This is a genomic window from Sphingomonas sp. Ag1, assembly GCF_000980895.1.
In the GTDB taxonomy this organism is placed as follows: Bacteria; Pseudomonadota; Alphaproteobacteria; order Sphingomonadales; family Sphingomonadaceae; genus Sphingomonas; species Sphingomonas panaciterrae.
This window is the reverse complement of sequence record NZ_LAZX01000092.1, coordinates 1-25171: the sequence shown is the minus strand read 5'-3', so window position 1 is coordinate 25171 and position 25171 is coordinate 1. Positions and strand designations below refer to the sequence as shown.

General features: G+C 67.5%; 25 protein-coding genes and 1 pseudogene. 15 read left to right on the top strand and 11 right to left on the bottom strand.

Translation table 11 applies throughout. The features are described from left to right. Positions 1–50: 50 nt before the first annotated feature. Entirely contained in the window at positions 51–854 is an 804-nt protein-coding gene (locus XM50_RS10840) for an enoyl-CoA hydratase/isomerase family protein (protein ID WP_046409365.1), read from the bottom strand. A 99-nt stretch (positions 855–953) separates the two neighbouring features. Between XM50_RS10840 and XM50_RS10835 the strand changes: the two genes are divergently transcribed. The 12 genes from XM50_RS10835 to XM50_RS10780 all read left to right on the top strand — a co-directional run bounded on the left by XM50_RS10835 (position 954) and on the right by XM50_RS10780 (position 14149). Further along, positions 954–1523, top strand: coding sequence for an HNH endonuclease (locus XM50_RS10835; protein ID WP_046409364.1), 570 nt, complete (start codon positions 954–956; stop codon positions 1521–1523). A gap of 23 nt (positions 1524–1546) precedes the next feature. Continuing rightward, positions 1547–1960 carry a hypothetical protein gene (locus tag XM50_RS10830; RefSeq protein ID WP_046409363.1) on the top strand — a complete coding sequence of 138 codons (414 nt, stop codon included), beginning with the start codon at positions 1547–1549 and terminating at the stop codon, positions 1958–1960. Between the two features lie 32 nt (positions 1961–1992). Next, positions 1993–4662, top strand: a complete 2670-nt coding sequence (gene ppc, locus XM50_RS10825; RefSeq protein ID WP_046409632.1) for a phosphoenolpyruvate carboxylase — start codon at positions 1993–1995, stop codon at positions 4660–4662. Between the two features lie 100 nt (positions 4663–4762). Then, positions 4763–5458 (top strand): PepSY-associated TM helix domain-containing protein, encoded by a 696-nt coding sequence (locus XM50_RS10820; protein ID WP_231621942.1) that lies wholly within the window; start codon positions 4763–4765, stop codon positions 5456–5458. 18 nt (positions 5459–5476) lie between these two features. Next, on the top strand, positions 5477–5947 hold the full coding sequence (locus XM50_RS10815; RefSeq protein WP_046409362.1) for a DUF2271 domain-containing protein: 471 nt from the start codon (positions 5477–5479) through the stop codon (positions 5945–5947). Between the two features lie 11 nt (positions 5948–5958). Continuing rightward, entirely contained in the window at positions 5959–6822 is an 864-nt protein-coding gene (locus tag XM50_RS10810; RefSeq protein WP_046409361.1) for a DUF4198 domain-containing protein, read from the top strand. A gap of 16 nt (positions 6823–6838) precedes the next feature. Next, entirely contained in the window at positions 6839–7831 is a 993-nt protein-coding gene (locus tag XM50_RS10805) for an FAD:protein FMN transferase (protein ID WP_231621941.1), read from the top strand. A 163-nt stretch (positions 7832–7994) separates the two neighbouring features. Beyond that, positions 7995–8276, top strand: a complete 282-nt coding sequence (locus XM50_RS10800; RefSeq protein WP_046409360.1) for a hypothetical protein — start codon at positions 7995–7997, stop codon at positions 8274–8276. Positions 8277–8361: 85 nt separating this feature from the next. Continuing rightward, entirely contained in the window at positions 8362–10389 is a 2028-nt protein-coding gene (locus XM50_RS10795; RefSeq protein WP_046409359.1) for an amidohydrolase family protein, read from the top strand. A 90-nt stretch (positions 10390–10479) separates the two neighbouring features. Then, positions 10480–11064, top strand: coding sequence for a GDSL-type esterase/lipase family protein (locus XM50_RS10790; protein ID WP_046409358.1), 585 nt, complete (start codon positions 10480–10482; stop codon positions 11062–11064). A 135-nt stretch (positions 11065–11199) separates the two neighbouring features. Then, entirely contained in the window at positions 11200–13437 is a 2238-nt protein-coding gene (gene katG / locus XM50_RS10785; protein WP_046409357.1) for a catalase/peroxidase HPI, read from the top strand. A 121-nt stretch (positions 13438–13558) separates the two neighbouring features. Beyond that, positions 13559–14149: an exopolysaccharide biosynthesis protein gene (locus XM50_RS10780; protein ID WP_046409356.1), complete on the top strand. Its 591-nt coding sequence runs from the start codon at positions 13559–13561 to the stop codon at positions 14147–14149. A gap of 21 nt (positions 14150–14170) precedes the next feature. On the opposite strand, the gene XM50_RS10775 is transcribed toward XM50_RS10780, so the two are convergent. From XM50_RS10775 to XM50_RS10760, 4 genes are read right to left on the bottom strand one after another with little or no spacing between them, the layout of a single operon-like run. Then, positions 14171–14461 carry a hypothetical protein gene (locus XM50_RS10775; protein ID WP_046409355.1) on the bottom strand — a complete coding sequence of 97 codons (291 nt, stop codon included), beginning with the start codon at positions 14459–14461 and terminating at the stop codon, positions 14171–14173. 2 nt (positions 14462–14463) lie between these two features. Continuing rightward, positions 14464–17001: a cbb3-type cytochrome c oxidase subunit I gene (locus XM50_RS10770; RefSeq protein ID WP_046409354.1), complete on the bottom strand. Its 2538-nt coding sequence runs from the start codon at positions 16999–17001 to the stop codon at positions 14464–14466. After that, a complete protein-coding gene (coxB, locus tag XM50_RS10765; protein WP_082102988.1) occupies positions 16998–18020 on the bottom strand; it encodes a cytochrome c oxidase subunit II in 1023 nt (340 codons plus the stop codon). The genes XM50_RS10770 and coxB overlap by 4 nt, the downstream gene beginning before the upstream one ends. Continuing rightward, positions 17983–18363: a c-type cytochrome gene (locus tag XM50_RS10760; protein ID WP_052742545.1), complete on the bottom strand. Its 381-nt coding sequence runs from the start codon at positions 18361–18363 to the stop codon at positions 17983–17985. The genes coxB and XM50_RS10760 overlap by 38 nt, the downstream gene beginning before the upstream one ends. On the opposite strand from XM50_RS10760, the pseudogene XM50_RS21040 reads away from it, so the two are divergent. After that, positions 18363–19007: pseudogene (locus XM50_RS21040) on the top strand (c-type cytochrome); the annotation flags it as partial. The gene XM50_RS10760 and the pseudogene XM50_RS21040 sit on opposite strands and share 1 nt — an antisense overlap. A gap of 79 nt (positions 19008–19086) precedes the next feature. Here XM50_RS21040 and XM50_RS10750 read toward each other — a convergent pair. The 6 genes from XM50_RS10750 to XM50_RS10725 all read right to left on the bottom strand — a co-directional run bounded on the left by XM50_RS10750 (position 19087) and on the right by XM50_RS10725 (position 22969). Beyond that, positions 19087–19746 carry a cytochrome b gene (locus XM50_RS10750; protein WP_046409352.1) on the bottom strand — a complete coding sequence of 220 codons (660 nt, stop codon included), beginning with the start codon at positions 19744–19746 and terminating at the stop codon, positions 19087–19089. Then, entirely contained in the window at positions 19743–20489 is a 747-nt protein-coding gene (locus tag XM50_RS10745; RefSeq protein ID WP_231621940.1) for a cytochrome c oxidase assembly protein, read from the bottom strand. Before XM50_RS10745 ends, XM50_RS10750 begins: the two co-directional genes overlap by 4 nt. Before the next feature lie 42 nt (positions 20490–20531). Continuing rightward, positions 20532–21242: a peptidylprolyl isomerase gene (locus XM50_RS10740; RefSeq protein WP_046409621.1), complete on the bottom strand. Its 711-nt coding sequence runs from the start codon at positions 21240–21242 to the stop codon at positions 20532–20534. An 88-nt stretch (positions 21243–21330) separates the two neighbouring features. After that, entirely contained in the window at positions 21331–21837 is a 507-nt protein-coding gene (gene coaD, locus XM50_RS10735) for a pantetheine-phosphate adenylyltransferase (RefSeq protein WP_046409351.1), read from the bottom strand. A gap of 2 nt (positions 21838–21839) precedes the next feature. Further along, positions 21840–22736 (bottom strand): polyprenyl synthetase family protein, encoded by an 897-nt coding sequence (locus XM50_RS10730; protein ID WP_046409350.1) that lies wholly within the window; start codon positions 22734–22736, stop codon positions 21840–21842. After that, a complete protein-coding gene (locus XM50_RS10725) occupies positions 22733–22969 on the bottom strand; it encodes an exodeoxyribonuclease VII small subunit (protein WP_046409349.1) in 237 nt (78 codons plus the stop codon). Before XM50_RS10725 ends, XM50_RS10730 begins: the two co-directional genes overlap by 4 nt. 111 nt (positions 22970–23080) lie before the next feature. Here XM50_RS10725 and XM50_RS10720 point away from each other — a divergent pair, with 111 nt between their 5' ends. Then, positions 23081–24439, top strand: a complete 1359-nt coding sequence (locus tag XM50_RS10720; RefSeq protein ID WP_046409348.1) for an NAD-dependent succinate-semialdehyde dehydrogenase — start codon at positions 23081–23083, stop codon at positions 24437–24439. Between the two features lie 100 nt (positions 24440–24539). Beyond that, on the top strand, positions 24540–25171 hold a 632-nt coding region (locus XM50_RS10715), incomplete at its 3' end, for a hypothetical protein (RefSeq protein WP_046409347.1).

Below are 25171 nucleotides of genomic sequence, written 5' to 3'. Positions count from 1 at the left end.
CGCTTCGCCCCGCTCGGCAACCCCGCCGTGTCCCTCGCGCGGTTCGGGTCTCAGCGTCCGCTGAACACCGGCTCGCGCTTCTCCATGAAGGCGGCGACCCCTTCCTTGTGATCCTCGGTCGCCATCAGCCGCCGGATCGTCTCGATCGCCCAGCCACCCAGGTCACGCGGATCGCCATAAGCGGCACGGCGCAGCCCTTCCTTCATGTAGCGCAGGGCAAGCGGCGGATTGGCGGCAATCCGGCCCGCCAGCGCGCGCGCCGCGGTCAGCAGTTCCTCATGCGGCACCACTTCGCGCACCAGGCCAATGCGATAGGCCTCGGCCGCGTCGATCACGTCGCCCGTGAACAGCAGCTCTGCGGCCTTGGCCGGGCCGACGATTGAGGGAAGGCGGTAAAATCCGCCCACGTCGCATACCAGGCCGCGCTTGATGAACAATTCGGCGAACTTCGCCTTTTCCGACGCTATGCGAATGTCGGCGTAGAGCGCCAATTCCATGCCCCAACCAACCGCGGCGCCGTTCACCGCGGCGATCACCGGCTTGTCGCATTCGAGCGCGGCGATAGCCGCGGGGGTGGGCTGGTACCGCACGATTGGCGGCGCCTTGCGCTTCGCAAACGCGTCCGGCCCGGCCATGATCTCGCCCACGTCATCGCCGGAGCAGAAGGCCGGGTCCGCCCCCGTGACGATCACGCAGCGCGCGTCCTCGTCGCTGACGGCGCGGCGGAAGGCCGCTTCGAGCTTGGCGTAAGCGTCCCAGTTCAGCGCGTTGCGCCGCGCCGGTCGGTTGAGCGTGATCGTGGCGATATGGTCGGCCACGTCATAGGTGACGCTCTCGCTCGTCTGGTCGTTCATTCGTCCTCTCCCCTTGACCCGGCTTTTCTCCGGCTGTCATCATGGCGTCATCGCGGGACGCGACACGGTCCGGCGACACGGTATCGAAGGGGAGCGCGCTTGTTCCATCCCGATCTGATCCGGCATCCGGACGCCTGCCCGGCGCTCGTGCTGAACGCCGATTACACGCCGTTGTCTTATTATCCGCTCAGCATCTGGCCGTGGCAGACTGCGGTCAAGGCCGTGTTTCTCGACCGCGTCGATATCGTCGCCCATTATGAGCGCGAGGTGCGCAGCCCCAACCAGACGATGCGCCTGCCGTCGGTGATCGCGCTGAAGCAATATGTGAGGCCGTCACAATTCCCCGCCTTCACCCGCTTCAACCTGTTCCTGCGCGATCGCTTCGCCTGCCAATATTGCGGCGGGCACATGCGCGATCTGACGTTTGATCATGTCGTGCCGCGCGCGCAGGGCGGCCGCACAACTTGGGAGAACGTCGTCACCGCCTGCGCGCCGTGCAATCTGCGCAAGGGCGGGCGGACCCCCAAACAGGCCGGCATGCCGCTCCATATCGAACCGATCCGCCCGACCAGCTGGCACCTGCAGGAACATGGGCGAAGCTTCCCTCCCAACTATCTCCATGAGACATGGCACGATTGGCTCTATTGGGACGTTGAGCTCGAAGCCTAATCTTGAGGGAGGTTGATACGGCAATGCGATCATGGATCGTCGCCGCGGCGATTGTGCCGCTTTTTCTGGCTGCGTGCGGCGCGCGTGACGAGGATGAGGAAACGCCAGCGGCTGCGAATTACAGCCCTCCCACGGTCACCTCGCGGCTCGATTTCGGCAGCGAGATCGAACGGCGCTTCCATGACAATGACGTCAATCGCGATGACAAGATCACGCCTGACGAACTGCCGGAACGGTTGCGGCCGATGATCGCGCGCGGCGACAAGAACGGCGACGGCGCCCTCAGTGCAGAGGAATGGGGCGATTTGCTGCTCGACTGGTTCGACCGCAACGATTTGAACAAGGACCGCACACTGACCAGCGAGGAGCGTGAAACCTATCGTGCGCAGCAGCGGGCGCGCCGTGCGGCTGCGGCACCTGACGGATCTGCGCGTTGACGATGGAAACCGGTGAGGCGCAGCAAGGCGAGATGAACGCATTACCCCCGGTCACGAACACTGACGATATCCGCTATCTCGGTCGCGTTCTCGGCGACGTCATTCGCGAGATGGGCGGCGAGCGGCTGTTCGAGGCGACCGAGGTAATTCGATCCGCGTCGGTCGACCGGCATCGCGGCGGTGGCCCGCCCGTGGATCACCATCTCGACGCGCTGTCGCTCGATGAAACGCTCGATTTCGTCCGCGGCTTCATGCTGTTCTCCATGCTGGCGAATCTCGCCGAGGACCGTCAGGGCGTCGCCGCGGAGGAGGGCGCCGACGTCGCCTCCGCGCTGCAGAAGCTCGCCGGGGAGGGCGTGGATCACGATCAGGTCTGCGCCCTGCTCGATCATGCGCTGATCGCCCCGGTCCTGACGGCGCACCCGACCGAGGTGCGGCGCAAGAGCATGATCGACCATCGCAACCGCATCGCCGCGCTGATGGCGCTGCGCGATGCCGGGGCGGAGGAAACCTCCGCCGGCGACCGGATCGACGAAGCGATCATGCGACAGGTCGCCTTGCTGTGGCAGACGCGCGTGCTGCGGCGCGAACGCCTGTACGTCACGGACGAGGTGGAAACCGCGCTCAGTTATTTGCGCGACGTGTTCCTGCCGGTCATCCCGGCGCTGTATCAGCGTTGGGACCGGGCGATGGGACGCCGCCTGCCGGCATTCCTCAAACCGGGAAGCTGGATCGGCGGCGATCGCGACGGCAATCCTTATGTGACCGCCGATTCGTTGCGCACGGCGCTGTCAAAGGCATCTGCCGCCGCGCTCGGCTATTATCTCGATGAACTGCACGCGCTGGGCACCGAACTGTCGATCTCGTCGGACCACGCGACGATTGATGAGGCGGTGATCGCGCTGGCGGAGGCAAGCGGCGATACCGGCGCCAGCCGCAGCGACGAACCGTATCGGCGCGCCCTGTCCGGAATCTACGCGCGGCTGGCTGCCACCTATCAGAAGCTGGTCGGAACGCCGCCGCCGCGCCCGGCTGCGCGTGTTGCCGAGCCTTATCCCGATCCGGCTGCCTTGCGCGCCGATCTCGTCACGCTCGCGCGCCCCTTGTCTGAAGGCGCTGGCGGCCTGCTCTCCAGCAGCGGCGCGATCGGGCGGCTGATCCGCGCGGTCGAGGTGTTCGGCTTCCACCTCGCGACGCTCGACCTGCGGCAGAACAGCGCAGTGCACGAGCGGGTCGTCGCCGAGCTGCTCAAGAACGCCGGTGTGTGCGACGACTATCTCGCCCTAGACGAGGCAGAGCGCGTTGCGATGCTCAATCGCGAACTCGCCAGCGCAAGGGGGCTCACCAGCCGCTTCATCACCTATTCCGAGGAAACCACCAAGGAACTGGAGATCGTTGCCGCGGTTGCTGAAGCACATACGACCTACGGGCCTGCGAGCATCCGTCAGTATATCGTGTCGATGTGCCAATCGGTCAGCGACCTGCTCGAGGTGCATCTGCTGCTGAAGGAAGCCGGGCTGTACGTGCCCGGCGATCCACCCCGCGCGGCGGTGATGGCGGTTCCGCTGTTCGAGACGATCGGCGATCTGGAAGCCGCGCCCACGATCATGCGTGCTTGGTTCGCCCTGCCGGAGGTGGCGGCGATTGCCCGGGGGCGCGGGCATCAGGAAGTGATGATCGGCTATTCCGATTCGAACAAGGATGGCGGCTACCTCACCTCCGGTTGGCAATTGTCCAAGGCATCGACCGCGCTGAAGCCGGTGTTCGAGGCGGCGGGCGTCGGTATGCAATTGTTTCATGGTCGCGGCGGTGCGGTGGGACGCGGCGGCGGATCTGCCTTTGCCGCGATCCGTGCGCAGCCGCCCGGCACGGTGCAGGGCCGCATCCGCATCACCGAACAGGGCGAGGTGATCGCGGGCAAATACGGCACGCGGGAAAGCGCGATCACCAATCTGGAGGCGATGACCTCGGCGACACTGCTCGCCAGCCTCTCGCCCGCGCCGCTGTCGAACACCGAGAATGAGACGTTCGCGGCGGCAATGGACACGCTGTCCGACACCGCGTTCCATGCGTATCGCGACCTTGTCTACGGCACGGAGGGCTTCAACGCCTTCTTCCGGCAGATGACGCCGATCGCGGAGATCTCCGGCCTCAAGATCGGCAGCCGTCCGGCCAGCCGCAAGAAATCGTCCCGGATCGAGGATCTGCGCGCCATTCCCTGGGTGTTCAGCTGGGCACAGGCGCGGGTCATGCTGCCGGGCTGGTACGGTGTCGGCCATGCGCTTGCGGCGTTTCAGGACAAGGCGCTGCTGGCCGACATGGCAGAGGGCTGGCCGCTGTTTGGCGCGATGCTCGCCAACATGGAAATGGTCCTCGCCAAGTCCGACATGGGCATTGCCGAGCGCTACGCCGGGCTGGTCGAGGACGAGAAGCTCGGTGCGCGGATTTTCGGCCGGATTCGTGACGACTGGCAGCAAACCTGTGATGGCTTGCTGGAGGTGACCGGCCAGTCCCGCCTGCTGGAAAAGCACCCGGCGCTCGACGCATCGATTCGCCTGCGACTGCCCTATATCGAACCGCTCAACCTGCTGCAGATCGAACTGATGCGGCGGCACCGTGCCGGCGAGGACGATCCGCGCATCGCGGAGGGCATCCTGCTGTCGATCAACGCCATCGCAACGGCATTGCGGAACTCCGGCTGACCGATTTGCTGTTGCGAATTATTCGCGACTGCCTTAGCGACGGCTCATCAGGCAATGGTGCCTCCCGAGCGGTGGAATGCAGGCAAGCGAGACGGACAGGGTGAGGGAGCGGCAACCGGCGCCGGCATGTGGCGGCGTCACGCCCGCGCCGCGCGGTACAGCCGGCCGTACCCGACCCCCTCGCCCGCGCAAGAAGGTCCGCGCTTTCTGGCTGAAGCAGCTGCATACCTGGCACTGGGTGAGCGCAGCGGTGTCGCTGGCCGGCATGTTCCTGTTCGCGATCACCGGGATCACGCTCAACCATGCCGCCTCGATCGGCGCAGAACCGCAGGTCACGCAGGTAGAGGCAACACTGCCACCGCAGCGCCTCGCCGAACTGCGCGGCGACCATGCCGCAGCCGCGCCGCTGCCGCGCGCCGTGGCAGAGGCCGTGGCGTCAGCCGTGGCGCTCAATCCCGCCGGCCGCGCCGCCGAATGGTCCGATGACGAAGTCTATGTCGCCATGCCGGGGCCGGGCCGCGACGCCTGGGTCAGCATCGACCGGACGAGCGGGACGATCACCGCAGAAACCACCTGGCGCGGCTGGATCTCCTACCTCAACGATCTGCACAAGGGCCGCAACACCGGCGACGCCTGGTTCTGGTTCATCGACGCCTTCGCCGTGGTGTGCATCATCTTCACGCTGACCGGGCTGCTGCTGCTCCAGCTTCACGCCCGTCATCGTCCCTCCACCTGGCCGCTGGTCGCGACGAGTGTGATCGTCCCGCTGCTGCTGGCCGTGTTCCTGATCCACTGAGAGGAAGCCGCGAACCTCATGCGTCCTGTCTATCTCCTCGTCGCCGGCGCGGTCAGTGCCCCTGCGGCCGCGCAGACCGTCAGCGTCACTATCCCGCAGCTGAAAGTGGCCGAATATCACCGGCCTTATGTCGCCGGGTGGCTGGAACCGGCCGCTGGCGGCCCGGCGCGCACGGTGTTCGTCTGGTACGACGTCAAGAAGGGCGGCGCGGAACCTGGCACCAAATGGCTGGCGGACCTACGCAGCTGGTGGCGCAAGGGTGGTCGCACGATGAAGCTGCCGGCCGACGGCGTCAGCGGCGCGACGCGGGCCCCGGGCACCTATCAGATCCCGCTGCCCAAGGGGCTGGCCGCAGGGCAATATGTGCTGAACGTCGAGGCTGCACGCGAGACGGGCGGTCGTGAGCTGGTCCGCGTGCCCATCACCATCCCGGGCAAGGGCGGCACTGCTAAGGGCAGCGCCGAGCTCGGCACCATCACCGTTCGTTGAGGAAGATCGCCATGCGTCTGAAGACCCTCCTGCTCGCCGCCGTCGGCGCCGCTACCCTGGCCGCCCCGGCGATGGCGCACCGCCAGTGGTTGCTGCCGTCGACCACTACGTTGTCGGACACCAACCAATATGTGACGGTCGACGCGGCGGTATCGAACGACCTGTTCTACCCGGATCACGTCGCGATGCGCCCGGAGCAGATAAAGGTCTGGGCGCCGGACGGCACCACCGGCACGATCGAGAATGCCGCCACTGGCCGTCACCGCACCACGTTCGACGTGAAGGTCGACAAGCCGGGCACGTGGAAGATCGGCACCGAAATGTCGTCGGTCATGGGCAGCTTCAAGCTGAATGACGAGGAATGGCGCGTCGGCGGCCGACGCGGTCCGCCGCCGGCTGCGGGTGCTGGTGCGCACGCTCGTCCGCGGGTGCAAAGCGTGGCAACGCCGGCAGAAATCCCGGCCGGTGCGACCGACGTCAAGCTGACCGAGGTGTCGAGCCAGAACGCCACTTTCGTCACCGCCGGGCCGCCGAGCGAGACGGTGTTCAAGCCGACGGGTAAGGGGCTGGAGTTCCAGCCGATCTCCCATCCCGGCGCGCTCGTCGCGGACGAGGAGGGGCAGTTCCGCTTCCTCGTCGATGGCAAGCCGGCGGCCGGGGTGAAGGTGACGGTGGTGCCGGGATCCAAGAAGTTCCGCGAGGCGGAAGGCGCGCAGGAGCTGGTCACGGGTGCGGACGGCGTGCTGCGGGTCAACTGGCCGGTACCGGGCATGTACTGGCTGAGCGCGACGGTGACCGACGCCAACACGACCGTCCCGCGCGCGACCGAGCGGCGCATGACCTTCACCACGACCCTGGAGGTGCCCGCGCCCTGAGCGCGGCATCGCAGGCATGGTCGCTGACCCGCGCGCGGATCCGATCCGCTACGTCGTACCGCCGATCGACCCCGCGGCGCTGAGCCACTGGGATCGATCGGCACGCGTCGTGGATCATGGCGGCGCTACCATGGGGACCCGCTGGCATATCCGCTATGCCGCGCCAGATGACGTCGTGGCCGAGCGGCTGTACGAGGCGATAGAACGGGTTTTCGCCGGCGTTATCAGCGACATGAGCCATTGGGCCGCGGATTCGCGGCTCAGCGCGATCAATCGGTCGGCGCCGGGTGAGTGGCATTCGATTTCGGACGAATTTGTAGAGGTGCTTGCCACATCATTGGAGGTGGCGGCGGCGTCGGGCGGTGCGTTCGATCCGGCCATTGGTGCGCTGGTCGCGCGGTGGGGATATGGGCCGGTTGCGGTGGATCGTTTGCCGACCATCGACGAAATTGCCGCAGCGCGTGCCGGCGGGGGGTGGCGCCAGCTCGAGCTTGACCGGGCCGGGTGCCGGGTCAGGCGGCACGGCGAGGCGCGGCTGGACCTGTCCGGCATTGCCAAGGGGCATGCCGTTGACCGTCTTTCCAAGATATTGATAGAACACGGTATTTCCCACCAACTGGTCGAGATCGGCGGCGAGTTCGTCGGACGCGGGTTGCGGCCCGATGGTGATCCCTGGTGGGTGGAACTGGAGACGCCGGGCGGCTGCGCGGCGCCGATCCGGGTGGCGCTGCATCAATGCGCGGTGGCGACGTCGGGGGATTATGTCCGGGGGCGGCATACGATCGACCCGCGGACGGGCTATCCGGTGGCGCATGCGCTGGCGGTGAGCGTGATCCATGACACGGCGATGGCGGCGGATGCGTGGGCGACGGCGCTGAGCGTCTTGGCGCCGGCGGAGATGATGGCGATGGCGGCGCAGCGGGGGTTGGCGGTGCGGGCGCTGACGCGGCGTGAGGGGCGGGTGGTGGAATGGCTGAGCCCGGCACTCCGCGCGATGATCGACGATTAGGCCGGCGCAAAACGGCCTCGATCACCGGAGCTTCGGCCTGCCTGCGGCGCTGAATCGGCGCACATTGGCCGCGCCCGCGGTCCTTGCGGCCAGATGTTCCGATGAACGATTCGGACCGTCCGTCCGCGCGGTGCGTTGACCCCCGTTAGCAACGGGAGGTGTTATGCAGATCGTGAAGCTGCCGGCCGGCGAGGCACCCCCGCCCGACACCGATTGCATCCGCATCCAGCAGCGCGACGATGGTCGTTTCCTGCTGGAAGGATCGGTGCTGTTCCGCTGCGGCGACGTGGATTCGGCCGAATCCGTCTCGCTGGTGGGTGGCGACACCTATGCCAGCTATGACGATGCGGAGGCCGCCGGGCTGGCCTGGGCCGACGATCATTGCGTCGAGACGCTGCATGTCGCGCGGTCGGCGGGGAGCGAGCCGTTGCCGGACGCGGCGTAAAACCGCCTGGCGGGATGCGCAAATCCCATAGGTGACGCAACGACATATTGTTGCGCGTGAAGCGCCGCGACCGTAACGGTCGGGTATGAAGCTCCTGTCCTCTGCGGCCTTTGCTGCGCTCGCCCTGTGTCTTGCCACCAATGCCGCCGCGGAAATGCAGCGTTACAGCGTGATCTTCGGCGGCAAGACCGTCGGGCACCTCAACGCCGACGTCGAGGGTGACCGGACCGCGATCGATTTCGATTACAAGAACAACGGTCGCGGCCCGACGATGAAGGAGACGCTGCGGCTCGATGCGAACGGCCTGCCGGTGGCCTGGGACATCGCGGGCACGACGACTTTCGGATCGAAGGTCGAGGAGCATTTCGCGCGCAGCGGCAAGGGTGCGACCTGGACCGATGCGACGGGCAAGGGATCGGTCGCCACTGCGCCGGCCGGCGCGGTCTATGTCGCGCAGAGCGGCAGCCCGTGGTCGACGGGCCTCTATGCGCGCGCGATTCTGAAGACCGGCGGCACCACGCTGGCCGCGCTGCCGGGCGGCACGCTGACGCTGACCAAGGGCCAGACGCTGAACATGACCGGCGCGAACGGGCCGCTGAAGGTGACCGCCTATGACGTCGGCGGGATCGAGACCACGCCGGACACCATCCTGCTCGACGACAAGGGCGACATGTTCGCCGCGATTTCGCCCCGCCAGGTGATCGTGCGTGCGGGTTATGAGGGCGAGGCCGAGCGGCTGAAGACGCTGGCGGCGCAATGGTCGACCGACCGGTTCGTAGCGATCAACAAGAAGGTCGCGCATCGCTATGCCGGGCCGGTGCGAATCCGCAACGTGCGCGTGTTCGATCCCAAGGCGGGGACGCTGGGGAACCCGGTGTCGGTGCTGGTGTCGGGCAACAAGATCACCGCCGTCGAGCCGGTGGCCAAGACCGGCGCGGCGGGCGAGACGGTGATCGATGGCGCTGGCGGCACGATCGTCCCCGGCCTGTACGAAATGCATGCGCACACCGGGCAGGAAGGCGCGCTGCTGAACCTGGCCGCGGGCGTCACCACGATGCGCGACATGGGCAATGACAATGCCGTGCTCGACACGCTGGTGGAGCGGATCGACAAGGGCGTGATCGCGGGGCCGCGGATCGTGCGCGCCGGCTTCATCGAGGGGAAGAGCCCGTTCAGCGCCAACAACGGCATCCTGGTCAACAGCGAGGCCGAGGCGGTCACCGCGGTCCGCTGGTACGCCGATCACGGCAAGTTCTGGGGCGTCAAATCGTACAACAGCATGAACCCGGCGTGGATTCCCGCGCTGGTGAAGGAGGCACATGCGCGCGGGCTGAAGGTCGCCGGGCACGTCCCCGCCTTCGCCACCGCGGACCAGATGATCGAGGCCGGGTTTGACGAGCTGACGCATATCAACCAGTTCATGCTGGGCTGGGTGATCAAGCCGGAGGAGGATACGCGCACGCTGTTCCGCCTGACCGCGCTGAAGCGGCTGCCCGCGCTCGATCTCAACAGCCCCAAGGTGCAGAAGACGATCGGCATGATGGTCGACCGCAAGCTGCCGATCGACGTGACGCTGGGCATCCACGAGAACCTGCTGCTCAACCGCGACGGGCAGATTGCGCCGGGGGCGACCGATTATGTCGATCACCTGCCGATCGGGGCGCAGCGCAGCCTGAAGCAGGCGTGGATTGATGCCAGCGCACCGGGCGACGATGCCGCCTATCGCGGCGCCTATGACAAGATCGTCGCGACGATTCGCATGCTGAACGAGCGCGGGGTGATGATCGTGCCGGGGACCGACACGGGCGGTTCGTTCACGTTTCACCGCGAGCTGGAATTGTACCAGAAGGTTGGCATGACCCCGGCGCAGATCCTGACCCGCGCCTCGTGGGACATGGCGAAATACCTTGGCCAGGACGCGACGCTGGGTTCGGTCGAGCCGGGCAAGCTGGCCGATTTCTTCCTGGTGCCGGGTGATCCGACCAAGGACCTGAAGGCGATCAAGCGGATCGCGATGGTGGTGAAGGACGGCACCTTCTTCTACCCGGCGGAGGTGTACCCCGAGTTCGGGATCAAGCCGTTCACGCCCAAGCCGGCGATCACCAGCAACTGATCGTTGTTCCTGCCGCGCGCCATGCCGAGGGGGCGGCGCGCGGCAGGGGCTGCGGTGACATTGGCCGGGCGGCCCCTATCTTAAGCGGCGATGCCAGCCGAACCACCGTATCTCCTCGCCTTTGGTGACAGCCTGATCGCCGGTTACGGGCTGGCGGCCGATGATGGTCTGGCCGCGCAGCTGCAACGCGGGCTGGCCGGGCGCTTTCCGGGGGCGCGGGTGCTGAATGCCGGCGTGTCCGGCAACACGACGGCCGACGCGCTGCGCCGATTGCCGCGCGTGCTGGCCGCGATGCGCGCGCGGCCCGACTTGGCGATCACCCAGATCGGCGCCAACGACGTGCTGCGCGGCGTGCCGCCGGGCGAGACGCGCGCGAACCTCGACGTAATGCTCACCGAACTGGGGCGGTGCGGCATCCCGGTGCTGCTGACGACGATCGATCCCCCGGCGCTGATCCGCGCGCGGGCGGCGCCGTACCTTGGCGTGCATGGCGCAGTGGCGGCGCGGCATGGCGCGGCGGTGAGCGACTTCTTTCCCGCCGGGATCATGGGACGCGCCGACATGGTGCTGCCCGATCGTGTCCATCCCAACGCGCGGGCGATCGCGGCGGTGGCGGCGCATCTGCTGCCGACGATCGAGGCATTGCTGGCGCGCAGGGCGGCGGACGCAGCCTGATCGATCATCGGCAATTTCGCGCAACGATCGCTTATTGATCGATTTCGCCTGTCGTCCTGACGAATTTATGTCGCTTCCATCACCGGGCGATGGCCCTAGTCTCCTCGCTGATAATCGCGACGAGAGGAACACGACATGGACGCACCCACCAGTGGCTGCCCGGTTACCGGAAGCCCGCTGAGCGATCATTCGAAGGAGCCGGCCGCGCTGCGCAAGCTGCTGGGGCGCACCAATCGGGATTGGTGGCCGAATCAGCTGTCGCTGGAAATCCTCCAGCAGGATGGCCTGTCGGGCAATCCGATGGGCGACGATTTCGATTACGCCGCCGAATTCAAGACGCTCGACCTGGAAGCGGTGAAGGCCGATCTTCGCGCGCTGATGACCGACAGCCAGCCGTGGTGGCCGGCCGATTACGGTCACTATGGCCCGTTCTTCATCCGCATGGCCTGGCACTCGGCCGGCACCTATCGCACCGGCGACGGGCGCGGCGGTTCGTCCTCGGGCGCGCAGCGGTTCGCGCCGCTCAACAGCTGGCCGGATAACGGCAACCTCGACAAGGCACGGCGCCTGCTGTGGCCGATCAAGCAGAAATACGGCCGCAAGCTGAGCTGGGCGGACCTGTTCATCCTGACCGGCAATGTCGCGATCGAATCGATGGGCGGCCCGGTGTTCGGCTTTGGCGGCGGGCGCGAGGACGTGTTCGAGCCCGAAAAGAGCATCTATTGGGGGACTGAGGAGGAATGGCTCGGCCAGACGCGGATCGACGAGAAGTCGGGGCTGGCGCTGGAGAACCCGCTGGCGGCGATCCAGATGGGCCTCATCTACGTCAATCCCGAAGGGCCGGGCGGCGAGCCTGATCCCAAGGGGTCGGCGCGCGACATCCGCGAGACGTTCCACCGCATGGGCATGAACGACGAGGAAGTCGTCGCGCTGACCGCCGGTGGCCATACCTTCGGCAAGGCGCATGGCGCTGGCGACGCGAAGCTGGTCGGGGCGGAGCCGGAAGGCGCGGACATTGCGCAGATGGGGCTCGGCTGGGCCTCCACCCACGAGACCGGGATGGGCGATCACACGATCACCAGCGGGATCGAGGGCGCGTGGACGCCGACGCCGATCCAGTGGGACATGACCTATTTCGAGATGCTGCTCGACCACGATTATGAGCTGGTGAAGAGCCCGGCCGGGGCGTGGCAGTGGCAGCCGGTGGGCAACCCGCCCGAGACGCTGGCGCCCAAGGCGCATACGCCGGGCGTCAAGGTGCCGACGATGATGACCACCGCCGACATGGCGATGAAGGTCGACCCCAAGTATCGCGAAATCTCCGAGCGGTTCCGCAGCAATCCGGACCTGTTCGCCGACGCCTTTGCCCGCGCCTGGTTCAAGCTGTGCCATCGCGATATGGGGCCGAAGATCCGGTATCTGGGATCGGACGTGCCGGCGGAGGACCTGATCTGGCAGGATCCGATTCCGAAGGCCGATTACGCCCCGATCGTTGCCGCGGACGTCGCGGCGCTCAAGCAGAAGATCGCCGACGCTGGCCTGTCGACGAGCGAGCTGGTGAAGACGGCCTGGGCCTCGGCCGCGACCTATCGCCAGTCGGACCATCGCGGCGGCGCCAATGGCGCGCGCATCCGGCTGGAGCCGCAGCGCAACTGGGACGTGAACGAGCCGGAGAAGCTGGCCCGTGTGCTCGACGTCTATGAGCGCATCAAGGCGGACTTCGACGGCAGCGCGAGCGGCGGCAAGAAGGTGTCGATCGCGGACCTGATCGTGCTGGGCGGCAGCGTGGGGGTCGAGCAGGCGGCGAAGGCGGCCGGGCATGACATCGAGGTGCCCTTCACCCCCGGGCGCACCGACGCAACGCAGGAGCAGACCGACGCGGCGAGCTTCGACGTGCTCGAGCCCAAGGCGGACGGTTTCCGCAACTACCTGCAGGTGCGGTTCAACGTGCCGACCGAGGAGCTGCTGGTCGACCGGGCGCAGCTGCTGGGGCTGAGCGGGCCGGAGATGACCGTGCTGGTCGGCGGGATGCGCGTGATCGGCGCCAACCATGGCGATACCGATCATGGCGTGCTGACCGACAAGCCGGGGCAGCTGACGAACGATTATTTTGTCAACCTGCTCGACATGGGCACGGCGTGGAAGGAAGTCGATGAAACGGGCGACGAGCTCTACATCGGCACCGATCGCGCGACCGAGGAGCCGCGCTGGAAGGCGACGCGGACGGACCTGGTGTTCGGCGCCAATTCGCAGCTGCGCGCGGTGGCGGAAGTCTATGCCTGCGACGACGCCAGGGAGAAGTTCGTCAAGGACTTCGTCACGGCGTGGACCAAGGTGATGGAGGCCGATCGCTTCGACCTGAAGTACAAGTGATCGCCGCCTGAGCGACGACAAGGGGCCGCGGCATCCAGGGGTGCCGCGGCCCTTTTTGCTGGGCCATGTCATGACCGTTACGGTGGCGGAACCGTGAGCCGCGTCGCGCCGTTCACCGGCGATGGCAGATGAACCCCACAGCGTCGGCGATATCCTGGACCGGCTGGACGAACTGGCGGACGAGAAGGACGAGGTGTCGCTGGGGCAGACGATCGAGGCGTTCGGGAGCCGCAGCTATGCGCCGTTCCTGGTCATCCTGCCGCTGATCGACATATCGCCGGTGGGGTCGATCCCCGGCCTGCCGACGCTGCTGGCGCTGGTGATCGTGCTGACCGCGGGGCAATTGCTGTTCGGGCGCACGCATATGTGGCTGCCGGGATTCCTCGCCAACCGATCGCTCAAGTCCGAAAAGGTCGCCAAGGCGGTGAAGAAGCTGCGCCCGGTGGCCAAGCGGATGGACAAATGGTTTCACGGGCGGCTGCCCGCGCTGACGCAGGGGCCGATGGTGCGGGTGGCGGCGGCGGCGATCATCGTGCTGACGCTGTCGGTACCGCCGCTGGAGCTGTTGCCGATGGCGACGACCGCGCCGATGGCGGCAATCGCGGCGTTCGGCATGGCGTTGCTGGTCAAGGACGGGCTGCTGATGATTGTCGCCTTTGTCGCGGCGGCGGGGGCGATTGCGGCGGCGGTCGGCCTGTGGGGTTCGCGCTGACGCCCGGAGGGCGAACCCGGGCTAGACGAGCAGCGCGGGCAGCCCCTGCCACAGCACTGCGACCAGCGAGAGGCCAGCGCCGCCCAGCGCGATCCAGCGCATCCAGTCGCTGAAGGAATCGTGCGTGCCTGCGCGCGCCTGCCGGAGCCGCGCGATCAGCCAGCCGTCCGCCGCGAGGCACGCCAGCGTCATCACCACCGTCAGGATGCGCGCGATGTCCGTCGTCAGGAACACGCTGGCGACAATGTAGACGGCGAAGAAATGCACCGCCCAGACGATCATGCCGCCCAGCATCAAGGCCCAGGCGCGCATCGTCAGATCGTGCCCGGGAAGAGCCGCGCGAGGAGCGCGATGACGCTGCCCTGCGCGGCGGTGTAGCACATGAACATGACGGTGAGGTCCATCGAGTTGTTGCGCGGGCGGACGATCAGCGCGCGGCTGTTGCGCGCCGCCATATAGCCGGCCATCAGCACGCTGATCGCGACGATCAGCCCCTGCAGCGTCTGGAAGGCATAGACGATCGCCCCCTGGCCGCTGGCGGTGGGCCACAGGCCGTGCGCCGTCCAGTTCCAGCAATCCACGCCGAAGCCGACCGCGAGCCCCGCCGCCGCGCAGCACAAGAGCACGCCGGGCGTCCAGAGTTCGGTCTTCTCGCGCGCCAGCATGTAGCGGGCGAGCAGCGCGAAACCGGCGCCGCCGCCGTGGCCGAGCAGGATCGGGAGCAGCCATACGGGATCGGGTGCGGCGATCCAGAATTGCGGGTGGATGCCGTAGAGATAGAAGAAGCCGAAGATCGCCATGACGAACATCATGCCGATGACGATCAGGAGGATGATCATTGCCCACCAGCCGTGGGTGCGCGGGCCGGTGGCATAGGTCGGCAGCATGATCCCGGCGCCGACATCGACCTCCTTCTGCGGGACCAGCCGGTCGGTGTCCCACAGCCAGCGCAGGATGCAGGCGACCGCCAGGATGCCGCTGACGAAGGAGATGAAATAGGCCTGCACCGTCAGGATCAGGAAGAAGCCGGCGGTGAAGAGCGCGCCCAGCAGCGGCCAGGGCGAGGGGGTGGGTAGGATCTGCACATATTGCGGCTCCGCGCGCAGCGGGCTGGTGATGATCGTTTCGCGCAGGCCGGTCGCGGAGCCGGGGAGGAAGTAGCGGCCCTCGTCGACATCCTCGGCCAGCTTCGGATCGTCCCACAAGGGATAGCGGCTCTTGATCACCGGGATGCTGCGGGTGGAGAACAGCCCGGTGGGGAGCCATTCCAATGTGCCGCCGCCGTAGACGTTGCCCGCGTCATGATCGGTGGTGAAGCGCATGTTGCGCGCGCAATCGACGAGGAACAGCAGCACGCCCGCGCCGAACAGGAAGGCGCCGACGGTCGAGATCATGTTGGTGAGATCCCAGTCGCGGCCGGGGAGATAGGTATAGACGCGGCGGGGCATGCCCATGAAGCCGGTGAGGTGCATCGGCAGGAACGTCACCTGCATGCCGATGAACATCAGCCAGAAGATCCATCGGCCAAGCCGTTCCGACAGCGGACGCCGGCTGGTCATCGGCGTCCAGTAATAAAGCGCGGCGAAGAAGGGGAAGACCATCCCCCCGATCAGCACGTAGTGGAGGTGTGCGACGATGAAATAGCTGTCGTGCGCCTGCCAGTCGAACGGCACCATCGCGACCATGACGCCGGTCAAGCCGCCGATGACGAAGGTGATGAGCCCGCCGAGCAGGAACAGCGTCGGCGTGTTGTAGCGCGCGCGGCCGATCGCAAAGGTCGCGATCCAGGAGAAGACCTGGATGCCGGCGGGGACGCTGACCGCCATGCTGGCGGCGGAGAAGAAGCTGACCGAGAGTGTTGGCATGCCGGTGGTGAACATGTGGTGCGCCCACACGCCGAAGCTGATGAAGCCGGTGGCGAGGAAGGCCAGCACGACGAGATTGTGCCCGACCAGCCGGGTACGCGCGACGGCGGCCACCACCATCGAGACGAGGCCCGAGGCGGGGAGGAAGATGATGTACACTTCCGGGTGGCCGAAGAACCAGAACAGGTGCTGCCACAGCAACGGATCGCCGCCGCGGGTGGAATCGAAGAACGGCCAGTTGAACGCGCGTTCCAGCTCCAGCAGCAGGGTGCACAGGATCACCGAGGGGAAGCCGATGATGATCATCACCCCGAACACCAGCATCGCCCAGGCGTAGATCGGCATTTTCGCCAGCGTCATGCCGGGCGCGCGGGTGCGCAGCACGCCGACGATGATCTCGATCGCGCCGGCGATGGCGGAGATCTCGATGAAGCCGATGCCCAGCAGCCAGAAATCGGCGTTGATACCCGGCGAATAGGTGGTGCTGGTATAGGGCGGGTACATGAACCAGCCGCCGTCGGGGGCAAGGCCGACGAAGAGCGAGGCGAAGAAACACAGGCCGCCCACGGCATAGGCCCAGAAGGCATAGGCCGAGAGGCGCGGGAACGGCAGGTCGCGCGCGGCCAGCATCTGCGGCAGCAGCAGCACCGCCATCGCCTCCATCGCCGGCACGGCGAAGAGGAACATCATCACCGTGCCGTGCATGGTGAAGAACTGATTGTAGGTTTCCTGCGGCAGCACGCCCATCAGCGGCAGCGCAAGCTGTACCCGCATGACCAGCGCCAGCACGCCGGCCAGGATGAAGAAGGCGAAGGCGGTCGCGACGTAATAGAAGCCGATGTAATTGTTGTTGACCGCGGTGAGCAGCTCCCAGCCCTTGGGCTTGCACCAGATCCGTTCGAGCTCGGCGCGCTCCCCCGCGGGGCGCTCCCCCTTGGTCGGGAAGCGATCGTAGAGCGATGTGTCGAAGCCGGTTTCCGAGGTCACTTCTGCGCCTGCATGTAATCGGCCAATGCCTGGAGATCCTCGCCCGGCAGCATCGTGTAGGGCGGCATGCGGTTGCCCGGCTTGATCGCCTGGCTATTGCCGATCCAGCCGATCAGCGTGCCGCGATTGTTGGGCAGGATGCCCGCGCCGAGCGACTGGCGGGTGCCGATATGGGTAAGGTCGGGGCCGGCGAGGCCGTTCGCCTCGGTGCCCGCCACGCGGTGGCAGGCGGCGCAGCCGGTGGACTGGAACAGCTGCGCGCCGCGGCTGACCGATGCAGGCCTCGCCGTGGCGGGGGCGGCCTGTTGCAGACGCTGCTTGCGGGCGGCGAGCCAGCGGGCGAAATCGGCCGGTTCGTGTGCGACGACGACGAAGCCCATCAGCGCGTGCGGACCGCCGCAATATTCGGCGCATTGCCCGCCATAGACGCCGGGCTTGTCGGCCTGAATCTTCATCACGTTGCGTCGGCCGGGAATCATGTCGAGCTTGCCCGACAGGCGCGGCACCCAGAAGCTGTGGATGACGTCGTTCGATTCGAGTTCGAGCAGCACGGTGCGCCCGATGGGGATGTGAAGTTCGTTGGCGTCGCGCAGCTGCGGCTGGCCGTTGTCGCCCAGGTAGTCGACGCGCCACCACCACATCTCGCCGGTGATGCGCGCCTTCATCGCCACCGGGCCCGGCGGGGCGGTGAGATTGCGGGTGAGCGCCAGGCCATAGACCAGCAGCACGCTGAGCACGACGACGGGGAAGGCGATGCCGCCGATCCAGATCGCCTTGCTGCCACCCAGCCGCTCGCGCAGCCGATCCTTGCCGAACAGCGCGATCCACAAGGCGACGAGGACGACCAGCAAGACCCCGACGCCCATCGCGAACAGGATCCACGACAGGGTGGAGATCGAACCCGCGAACGGCCCGGCGGGATCGAGCACGGGCGGCGGCCAGCCGGCGAGGCTGTTCGCCAGACCATCGACGGGGCCGGCGTTACCGGGAGCGGAGGGTGTAGAGGTAGGCGGCGACATCGCGCGCTTCCTTCTCGCTGAGCGGCATGGCCGGCATGGTGGTTCCCGGGACGAGTTCGGGTGCGCGGCGCACGAAATGCGCCAGCACGTCGGGGCGGTTGGGGAGGCGGCCGGCGATCATGCCCTGATCGCCGAAACGGTCGAGCGCAGGGCCCAGTTCGCCCTTCGGCCAGCTGAGCCCGGGGATCGAATGACAGGATCCGCAGCCGACGCGGCGGATCGCGGCGAGGCCGGCGGCGGGATCGGCCTGTGGCATATGCTGGCGCTCGTCAGGTGGCGGCTTGCAGGCGCCGACGGGCAGCGCAAGCGCAAGCAGCGGCAACAGGGCGCGAAGCGTCGGCAATGATCCCCCTTCATGGCCCGGCACGAACCGGTGCCGGTCGTTTCGGAACCGATCGGATCGGCGGAGGTTCCGAGAAAGCGATGATTACGGCTGCACCCTCCCGGCGACGGCCGCTCGCCGGCCTTGCGTTTCTGTTGCTGGCGGCGTGCGGGACGGCGGACCGGACGGCGGCCGACCGCTTCGTCGAGACCGGGCAATTGGTGGCGCTGAGCGGCGGCGATGCCGGTGCGGCGAGCGCGTGCCTGGTGTGTCACGGCGTCGATGGGCGCGGCAATGGCGCGGGCGCGCCGCGGCTGGCGGGGCTGGACCTCGGCTATCTGACCGCGCAGCTGGAGGCCTATGCCAGCGGGCGGCGCAAGAATGCCGAGATGGAGTGGATCGCCAAGCGGCTGACCCCGGCCGACCGGCAGACGGTGTCGGCTTATTATGCCGCCATGCCCTATCAGCCGGCGGCGGCTGCCGCGGCTGCCGCGGCTGCGGCGGGTGCGGCGGGGGCCAGCGCGAACACCGGGCCGGCGGCGCTGCTGTACCAGCGCGGCGATGCGGCGCGCGGCCTTCAGCCATGCGCGGTGTGTCACGGTGCGGCGGGCGAAGGCGTGGGTGCGGGCAATCCGGCGCTGGGCGGGCAGCCGGCGGGCTATCTGTCGGAGCAGCTGATCGCGTGGCAGAAGAGCGAGCGGCGCAACGATCCGGGCAATGTTATGCTGGAGATCAGCCGCAAGCTCACGCCGGGCGAGGTTGCCGGTCTCGGTGCTTATGCGTCCGGTCTCCCTGGGGGTCTTCCTCGTCCGGGATCTCCGGCAGCATCCCGCTCAGCACATCGTGACGATCCCAGAAATGATGCTTCAGCGCCGCGCCCACGTGGAGCGGAATGACGAGGAACAGCGCGAACACCACCGCGAGGTGAACGTCCTCCGCCACGTCCATGATCTGCCAGCGCAAGGTCAGCGGCATGTCGCCGAGCGGGAAGGGCGGCCAGGGGACGACACCGGCGAGATAGAGCGGACCGGGCTCCGCAATCGCCGACCACATCACCCAGCCGCTGATCGGCAAGAGGAAGAAGGTGGCGTAGAAGATATAGTGGATGATGACCGAGACGGTCGTCTGCCAGCCCTGCTTGTCAGCATCGTTGATCGGGCCGGGGACGGCGAGGCGCCAGGCGAAGCGCGCCAGCGCCAGCAGGATCACGGCGAGGCCGGCGGCGCTGTGCACCTGATAGGCGGCAAGCTTGTCCTCGCCCACCGGCAGCCGGCTCATCGACCAGCCCCAGCCGAGCTGGAACAGGATCAGGAAGGCCATGATCCAGTGGAAGGCGATGCCGACCGGGGAATAACGGCCGCGTTCGGTGTGGCCGCGGGCCCATTCGCGCAGCTGGCGGATCATCGCGGTGCCACCTCACGCTCCTCCGCGACGAACCAGCGCGCGAGCAGCCACAGCGCGCCGCCGAGGTAGAGGCCGGCGGCGGGCGCCCACATGATGAGGCCGGCGAGCTGCTGGTCCTCCAGCGGGGAGAAGCCCCACGCCTGGGTGGTGAGATAATGCGGGGCGTAGAGCGCGCCGCTGTTGAACACGAGCAGCGCGCCGAGCAGCCCCATCTGCACCATCATCGCCAGCAGGGCGGCAATGCCCATCGGCATGGGGGCGGTGCGGATATGCGCCCACATGCCCCAGGCGGTGACGAGCAGGCTCGCCTGCATCAGCCAGTAAGCGGCGTTGCTCGACAGCGCCCAGGCGTAAGCGGGCGGCGCATGCCAGACCCAGAAGGCGAGTGTGTGCGCGACGGTCCAGAGCGCGAGGCCGCCGCGCGGCGGGCGGACGGTGGAGGCAAGCGCGATGGCGAGCAGCGGCGCGACCAGCGCGGTCAGCAGAACATGGTGGACGGTGCGGGCGGCAAAGAGCGCGGAGGTGAGCGCGCAGAGCGGGGAGACGAAAAGGAACAGCGCCAGCGCCCATGCTGCGGCGAAAAACCGCCGCTGGCGCGGATCGGCGTCGGCCAGCCGGTAGAAGGCGACGGCGGCCAGCGCGAGCGCGGCGATGAGGATGGGGTCGCCGTTCCAGCGCCCCATCAGCGTGTCAGGAAGCGGCGCGATGCCGCAATAAGGTAGCCAGGCCGCCGCCTGATTCACGTCATCTTCCCCCGTCCGCTGGCGCAGTGAACGAGGAAGAGACTATCGACGCGGGCGCGAGTTCCGTGCAGGCGCCGCCGGCTTCGTTCCGGGCAGCGTCACCGGCGCCTCCTGCGTCACCGGCGCGGGGGCCGCCTCGGCGCGATAGGGCGGGGGGTTATCGGCGGCGATATAGGCTTGGAGGATGCGCGTCGGGTTGGCCGGCGGCTCCCCCTTTTCGATCGCGTCGACATATTGCATGCCCTCAAGCACGCGGCCGAACACGGTGTATTTCCCGTCGAGGCTGAGCCGCGGCATCAGCATGATGTAGAACTGGCTGTTGGCGCTGTTTTCATCCTGCGCGCGTGCCGCCGCGACCGCGCCGCGCACGTGCGGCAGGTAATTGAACTCCGCCTTCACGTCGGGGAGGTCCGAGCCGCCGGTGCCGTCGCCCTGCGGATCGCCGCCCTGCGCCATGAAGCCGTCGATGACGCGGTGGAAGGTCAGGCCGTCGTAGAATTTGCGGCGCGTCAGGTTCTTGATCCGGCGCACCATGTCGGGCGCGACGTCGGGGCGCAGCCAGATCGACACGCGCCCGCCGCTCGACAGGTCGAGCAGCCAGGTGTTTTCGAGATCGGTGGTGGGCGGCGGGGTATAGCGCTGCTTCGTCGCCTGTCCTGCCTTGGCCGCTTCCTCCATCGCCTTGCTCTGGGCCATGGCCGGGCCGGCGAGCAGCGTGGCGGCCAGCATCGCAATCAATCCAACAAAGCGCATCGTCATCCCAACCCGATCGTGTCAGCAGCGCCCTAAACTAGATCGCGGCTTGCGCCAATCTGAACCGGGGTGCGCCGTTGCCGGAAACCTATTGTCCGCCGCGCCGCCCGGTCTGTTCCACACGTGCAACGACTTCGTCGCGCACAGCGGGGCTCACGAACTTGCTGATGTCGCCGTTGAAACGGGCGATTTCCTTGACCAGCCGGCTGGCGATCGGCTGCAACGCCACATCGGCCATCAGGAAGACCGTTTCGATCCGGTCGTTCAACTGCTGGTTCATCCCGGCCATCTGATATTCATATTCGAAATCGGCCACCGCGCGCAGGCCGCGAACGATCATGCTGGCGCCTTCGCGCTCGGCGAAATCCATCAGCAGCAGGTCGAAGCTGACGACGCGGATGTCGGCGTCAAGCCCGGCGCATTCGCGCTCCACCTGCGCCATCCGCTCCTCAAGCGAGAACATCGGGCTTTTCGACGGGTTGGTCGTGACGCCGATGACCAGTCGGTCGACCAGCTTCGCGCCGCGCCGGATGATGTCCATATGGCCCAGCGTGATCGGGTCGAACGTACCCGGGTAAACACCGATTCTCGCCATGCTCAATGATCCCTTGAAAGCACGAAGCGCGCGATGTCGCGGAGCAGGTCGGCCTCCGGGCCGTAGCTGCGCAGGTGCGCAATCGCCTGATCCACCAGCATCCGGCACCGCTCCCGTGCCGCATCCACCCCGAGGAGCGAGACAAAGGTCTCCTTGCCCGCCCCGTCATCCTTGCGCAGCTTCTTTCCGGCCAGCGCTTCATCCCCCTCCACGTCGAGCAGATCGTCGACGATCTGGAAGGCAAGACCGATATCGCGGGCATAGCCGCGCAAATGCGTGCGTCCCTCGGGCGGGATGCGGCCGAGGATCGCCCCTGCCTCCACCGCGGCGAGGATCAGCGCGCCGGTCTTCATCGCCTGCAGCCGGGTGACGGTGGCAAGGTCGAAGCTGGCGCGTTCGGCCTCCAGATCCATCATCTGACCACCGGCCATGCCGGCGGGGCCGGCGGCGCGCGACAGATCGAGCACCAGTTCGGCGCGGACGAAGGGATCGGGATGGGTGGCGGGATCGGCCAGCACCTCGAACGCGAGCGCGTGGAGGCAGTCACCGGCGAGGATCGCGGTCGCCTCGTCAAACTGCTTGTGCACGGTGGGACGGCCGCGACGCATGTCGTCATTGTCCATCGCCGGCAGATCGTCGTGGATCAGCGAATAGACATGGATCGCCTCCAGCGCGAGCGCGACGCGCCCGGCACAGTCCATGTCGCAGTTGAACAGCCGCGCGGTGGCGACGACCAGCAGCGGGCGCAGCCGCTTGCCACCATCGATCGCGGCGTGGCGCATCGCGCGATAGAGGTCGGCGCGGGGATCGTCCGGCACCGCCAGCAACGCATCGAAGCGCGCGTCGATGTCGCGCGCGATATCGGCCAGTGCCGCCGAAAGCATCGGGGTGAGGGTCATCCGGCGGTGAAGGGCTTCGTCGTGGCGCGACCCTCGGCATCGAGCCGGATCGCCTCGATCCGGGCCTGGGCGGCATCGAGCCGTTCGGCACAGCGCGCCCGCAGCTGATTGCCGCGTTCGTACAAGGCGATTGCATCCGCAAGCGGCGTATCGCCGGATTCAAGGCGCGCTACGATCGCTTCGAGCTCTTTGAGCGCGGCCTCGAACGTCAGGCTGTCGACGGGCGTGTCCATGGCGGTGCTATGGGACACGGGCGCACGGAGGGTCAAGGAGGCGCGGCGCTGACCCCGGTGCCGACGCGACGGAGCGAGGATACTGGCGCGTGCGCGATCGTTTCAGGCGGCATGTTCCAGAGCATCAATCCCGCCACCGGCGCGCCCGGCGCCACCCACCCCGAACATAGCGCCGCCGAGGTCGAGGAGCGGGTCGCCCGGGCCCATGCCACCTGGGCCGAATGGCGCGTCACCGACCTTGCCACGCGCACCGACCTGCTGGCGCGGATCGCCGAGGCGTTCGAGGCGGACAAGCGCAGGCTGGGCGAACTTGCGACGCAGGAGATGGGCAAGACGCTGAAATCCGCCATCGCCGAGGTGGAGAAATGCGCGGCGGCGTTCCGCTATTATGCGCAGAACGGGCCGGGGATGCTGGCACCCCGAACGGTCGAGGTGCCGGGCGGCAAGGCGACGAGCCATTACCTGCCGATCGGCGCGGTGCTGGCGGTGATGCCGTGGAATTTCCCCTACTGGCAGGTGGTCCGCTGGCTGGCGCCGACGATCCTGGCGGGGAATGTCGGGCTGCTGAAACATGCCTCGCTGTGCCAGGGCGTGGCGGCGGCGATCGAGGAGACGGTGATCGCTGCCGGGGCGCCGGCCGGACTGTTCCAGAATCTGGCGATCAGGAGCGGCAAAGTCGGCGCGCTGATCGCCGATGACCGGATCGCGGCAGTGACGTTGACCGGCAGCGAGGGCGCCGGCGCGAAGGTCGCCGAGGCGGCGGGCGCCGCGCTGAAGAAGGTGGTGCTGGAACTGGGCGGATCGGATCCGTTCATCGTCATGCCGTCGGCCGATCTCGACGCGGCGGCGAAGGCGGCGGTGACGGCGCGCACCCAGAATACCGGCCAGTCGTGCATCTGCGCGAAGCGGATGATCGTCCACGCCGATGTGTATGACGCATTCCTCGAGCGCTTCTCGACGGGGATGGAGGCGGTGGTCGCCGGCGACCCGATGGATGCGGCGACCGACATGGGGCCGCTGTCGAGCGAGGAGCAGCGCCAGACGGTGATCGACCAGCTGGCGCAGATCGAGGCGGCGGGCGGTCGGCTGCTGCTGGGTGGTGAGCCGCTGCCGGGGAAGGGCGCCTTCATGTCGGCCGGCATCCTGGTCGATGTGCCGATCGATCATCCCGCCGCGCAGGAAGAATTGTTCGGGCCCGTTGCGATGCTGTTCCGCGCCGAGGACATCAACGCCGCGATCGCGCTGGCCAATGACGTGCCCTTCGGCCTTGGCGCGTCGGTGTGGACCAGCGACCCGGCCGAGCAGGAGCGCTTCACCCGCGACATTGCCTCGGGAATGATGGCGGTGAACAAGATGCTCGCCTCCACCCCCGAGGCGCCGTTCGGGGGGATCAAGAAATCGGGCCACGGCCGCGAACTGGGTGCCTATGGCCTGCACGAATTCATGAACCTGAAGACCGTGTTCGACTGACGCGCGGCGCGAGGTGGCGGCTCATCGCATCCTTTACTCCGCGTTTACCTTCCGGGCGCAGACCCGTGGCAACGGGAATCCGGGGGAGAACGGAGCCGCCATGTCACGCGTTACACAAGCCATCGTTGCCACGGCCGCCATTGCGGCGCTGGCCGCCTGCGCCACGCGCACCAAGGAAGTGGCCATTGCCACCCCGCCACCAGCGCCCGCCCCGGTGCCGGTCTATGTCACGCCGGCGATCACGCCGATCAACCGCGGCCTCTCTCCCGCGGCGACCGTGTGGCACATGCGGGTCGCACTGAACGTCGCGGCGCTGGCGTGCCGGGGGGCGCAGGGGAACCAGATCGTCGCGGGCTATCGCACGCTGCTGACCAACCAGAAGGCGGCGCTGGCCACAGCGGAAACCGCGCTGGAGAGCCAGTATCGCGCAATGGGTGGCGACTGGCAGGACCGCTATGACGATTCGATGACGCGGCTGTACAATTTCTTCTCCCAGGCGCCGGCGCGCGACCCGTTCTGCACCGCGGCGGCAGCGACGCTGACCGAGGCGGAGCGGCTGGGCCCAAATGAGCTGCAGGCCTTTGCCGCGGCGGTGCTGCCGACGCTGGATGCGCCGTTCGCCGAAATGCTGGCACCGCGACCGGTGATCGCGCTGGCGGCGCCGACATCTGCGCCCGCGCCGACGCCGGTTGTCGGCGCGGTTGCCGCCACCGCGGCGCCCGCGGCGGCGAT